This is a genomic window from Pectobacterium brasiliense, assembly GCF_013449685.1.
Lineage (GTDB): Bacteria > Pseudomonadota > Gammaproteobacteria > Enterobacterales > Enterobacteriaceae > Pectobacterium > Pectobacterium brasiliense_A.
Window position 1 is genome coordinate 1 of sequence record NZ_JACDSF010000079.1, and the last position, 3,689, is coordinate 3,689.

General features: G+C 37.1%; 4 protein-coding genes. 2 read left to right on the forward strand and 2 right to left on the reverse strand.

The window, feature by feature from the left end:
- Nucleotides 1-4: 4 nt before the first annotated feature.
- Together H0248_RS21060 and H0248_RS21065 are read right to left on the reverse strand one after the other, a co-directional pair.
- Nucleotides 5-229 (reverse strand): hypothetical protein, encoded by a 225-nt coding sequence (locus tag H0248_RS21060; protein ID WP_180787365.1) that lies wholly within the window; start codon nt 227-229, stop codon nt 5-7.
- A 361-nt stretch (nt 230-590) separates the two neighbouring features.
- Nucleotides 591-2,183 (reverse strand): tail fiber protein, encoded by a 1,593-nt coding sequence (locus H0248_RS21065; RefSeq protein WP_240346083.1) that lies wholly within the window; start codon nt 2,181-2,183, stop codon nt 591-593.
- 407 nt (nt 2,184-2,590) lie between these two features.
- Here H0248_RS21065 and H0248_RS21070 point away from each other — a divergent pair, with 407 nt between their 5' ends.
- Nucleotides 2,591-2,992, forward strand: coding sequence for an H-NS family histone-like protein (locus H0248_RS21070; protein ID WP_180787367.1), 402 nt, complete (start codon nt 2,591-2,593; stop codon nt 2,990-2,992).
- Between the two features lie 70 nt (nt 2,993-3,062).
- Complete coding sequence (locus H0248_RS21075) at nt 3,063-3,617, forward strand: hypothetical protein (RefSeq protein WP_240346084.1); 555 nt, start codon at nt 3,063-3,065, stop codon at nt 3,615-3,617.
- Nucleotides 3,618-3,689: the final 72 nt, after the last annotated feature.

Genomic DNA, 3,689 nt, shown 5'->3' on the forward strand with positions numbered 1-3,689 from the left:
TTGATCACTCATGCGGACGCCCTGGAGAAAGAGGTTCTATATTCAGATTTTTGACACACTCTTTTCTTCCATCAGGATACGTTTTTATCAGCTTCCCCTCTGAAATAGAGTGGACAGCCATTCCAGCCCTGAATGCCTCGTTGATCGCTTTCTGTGAGGCGTTTTTGGCAATTCGACTTAACACTGCCGTCTCCTCAAGCGGATTTTTCTTTGATTTCTTCTTTTTCATGATTCATAACCATTTTCATTGAAATTTTTTTGATTGCTAAAAAATACAAAACACTGTGCATATTTTTATTTCACATCGCCTGCCTGCATTTCATTTAGAATAGTTATACTCTTATCGGAGATCACGGTGGTAGAAACCCCAACCACCCGCCAGAGTGTCTATGATATTACCTGTTTCGGATTTGTATTTATAATACAATTAATAGCTTATTGATTTCAAATTTAATCCATGTTGAAATTTATTATTGATAATTACTTCAATAAATTTTTAATATAATAAAGAATGTATTCAACACATTGACACACGAAAAATTTATTATATGGATTATATTTCAACTCATCTTTTATTAAGAATATACATCTCACTCTGATTTGATGATATAAATAAATGATATGTTTTTAGGTCGGGTTTCGTCAGCAGACCTTGTAGTATAACTACTATCAAATTGAACCTGTTTTCCCCAATCATCATTACCACCATTTTTATAATTCGTATTCCAGTTTCCAGTTGTTTTAAATGAACCATTAAAATGTCCACGATAACGGTTAGCAACAGGAAAAGAGCCTGTTATTTTCTGTAGGGCATCATCTTGATAACTACCTAAATCTCTACCAATATCTAATCCACGGCCTTGATCGTCTCCTCTAATAAATAAACCTCTCAGGTCAGGTAACTTACCGGAAGGATAAACTAACGCTAATTTAGGATAGGTGTTTTTATTAAAGGATTGTCCATTAGCGACTAACCAACCCGATGGTATTGTTGTTGAAGGCCACGGTTGAGGAATACCAATAGGAATACCATCACTGGCAGGAGAAGCCCACTTGCCGTTAACACAAGAAAGTATGTTGCCATTTAAATCGCTACTAATCAGACCGATTTCATTGCACACCTGACCTGAGACATTAACGCTAACTGATTTTAGATAGTTTCCTGAGACAATTTTATTGGATAAAATATTGCCAGAGGCTGTAATATTACCGCTACTATTACTATCACCGGTTACAAAAAAATCCCCTTTATTATCCTGACGCCCCCATACTTGAAGACGCTGCTCATTTGATAAGCCTCCAGATCTCCATAATGTTAACGGCTTTGCTGAACCTAATCTGAATTCATAGTCATTAGCATCCCCACCACCAATATAGAATATCTCGCCACCACCATTATGACCTATCAACTGCTTTCCTGATATTATATTCCCACCGGATGATATATCACCACCAAAATCGCCTGAAGCAGTTGCTGTGATGTTTTTAGCATTACCTATGTTTTTACCTCCCATATTTAAGTCTCCTGTCATAGGTAATGTTCCATCACGGCGGAGATAAACAGTATACATCGTACTATCAAAACCAGTGCGGTAAGCTAATAGACCCTCAGCCGTAATATTACGGAAGTCAGAGGCTTTTTCAGACCATTGAGCCTCATAGCCAGAAGCAACAGTTGCACTCTTAGTCATACCGCTATCGATGCCAGCAGATAACATCGCCTTTCCTAATAGGTCATAACGCATTTTTGATCCCTCAGACCAAGGAAGCGTTGTAGTAATTAATCCATTAATGACATAGTTAGGACTGATACCATCACGTTTTAATATTATCTTATAGGCAGACTTCTGTGCATTCAGCCCCGTAAAACTGGAAGGTAATAATCCTTCATTAATTAATGTCATGTATGTGATTTCACATACACTATCACTACACATCCTTGGACCCGGATCTGATCCATTCTCGGCAGCATTCGATAACGTTGAAAGCTTATCGTAACGAATATTGATATACCCATTCACGGCTTCACCCATCTGCTTCATTTGCTGACCAACAGCAGAAGCCAGAACATTCTCTTGTTCTGTTTTCATATCCTGAAATTTAATAAAACCTACCGTAGCACCTACGCCAACAACTAATACAAGTTCTAATAGTGAGAACCCTTTTTGAAATTGTTTATTCATTTCCATTGTCCTTTTTTATTTTTCACCTACTATTCAATTAGCAAGTTAAAGAAATAAATCAATACAACCGTGAATCAATTTCTTACAAATTAACATCTCTTTATTATGAATAATAAAAGATATTAGAATGTAGTACCTTAATTGAAGAACTACAGACGAACAAAAAGAGAGTAACAATGTGCGAACCCCATAAAATATTTATATTAAAATAGCTTGATATGATTAATTATCGCAATTACTCAGGTAATATTTTATAATATTATTGTTTCAGATGGTAAAATTTTAGTGCTCATAAATATTTTTTAATCTGTACTTACTTATCTGTAATGATATACAATACTGCATTTATATAGTAAGTCCTAATAACATCCATCCAAGATTCTTTATCACCATCAGGATAATAAGTTATGAGTGAAGCACTTAAAGTATTAAATAACATTCGTACCCTACGTGCTCAGGCGCGTGAAACCGATCTGGCAACATTGGAAGAAATGCTGGAAAAACTCACTGTGATTGTAGAAGATCGCCGTGAAGAAGAAGCCAGCACACAGCAACAAAACGCAGAGCGTCAGGCCAAAATTGAAGCTCTTCGTGCTCAACTTCTGGAAGATGGTATTGATCCATCCGAATTGCTTGGTTCTGCTTCTGCAACCAAGTCAGCAAAATCTAAACGTGAGCCTCGCCCTGCCAAATATAAATATGTCGATGAAAACGGCAGTGAAAAGTTATGGACAGGTCAAGGCCGTACTCCTAAAGCTATCAAGGAAGCACTTGATAACGGTAAGAGCTTGGAAGATTTTGCTATCTGATAAAGCCACGAAAACGAATCCGCTAATCTATAGTTAGCGGATTTATTATATTACGCGAAGAGATTATTGTATGGATGATTACATTTACCGCATCGATACCGCTGTAAAACTTAAAAAAATTCAGGATGGTTTCTTTCGCGCCAAAAGATGGGAAAACAGAAATGGGATAGACTATCCCCATAAGCTTCTAAAAGACCACTACGCAGAACTCGCGCCAGCCGAGGGGGTTTACCTAATGTGCTTCTATTCAAGCCAGCAAAAAGCTGAAATATCGTTGAAAAATGACTTCTCCTATCTCGGTGATTGTCAGATTTCACGTTGTCGTAAAGAAACTGTATTAGATGCTGGTTTCATAGAAAGTTGGGATGACGGTTTTCCTGTTGGCGAGGCTTATTTATTTTGGTGTCAGGAAGTACTGAACCAAAGTAACACTAAATTCTCATGTATAGGTATTTCTTTAGAGCACATTGAAACAATGAGACAGGGAGAATGGATATCACTAATCGATTACATAAAAAATAATTCACCTTCTGTTAATACAACATTGGAATCATTTTCATCCCCCAAAGATACATCAGGGGTTCAAAGCAAAAAACATGGTGGAAATTTTGGTCATGAAAAATAAGAAGTATCTATCTTCAGGAAACGGAACGTGATGAACTCGTGTACAGGGTCAGGGCGGGATTCCACTTTGTTG

Coding starts and splice junctions, on each gene's coding strand:
- H0248_RS21060 (WP_180787365.1), bottom strand. CDS start 229: ATGAAAAAGAAGAAATCAAAGAAAAATCCGCTTGAGGAGACGGCAGTG.
- H0248_RS21065 (WP_240346083.1), bottom strand. CDS start 2,183: ATGAATAAACAATTTCAAAAAGGGTTCTCACTATTAGAACTTGTATTA.
- H0248_RS21070 (WP_180787367.1), top strand. CDS start 2,591: ATGAGTGAAGCACTTAAAGTATTAAATAACATTCGTACCCTACGTGCT.
- H0248_RS21075 (WP_240346084.1), top strand. CDS start 3,063: ATGGATGATTACATTTACCGCATCGATACCGCTGTAAAACTTAAAAAA.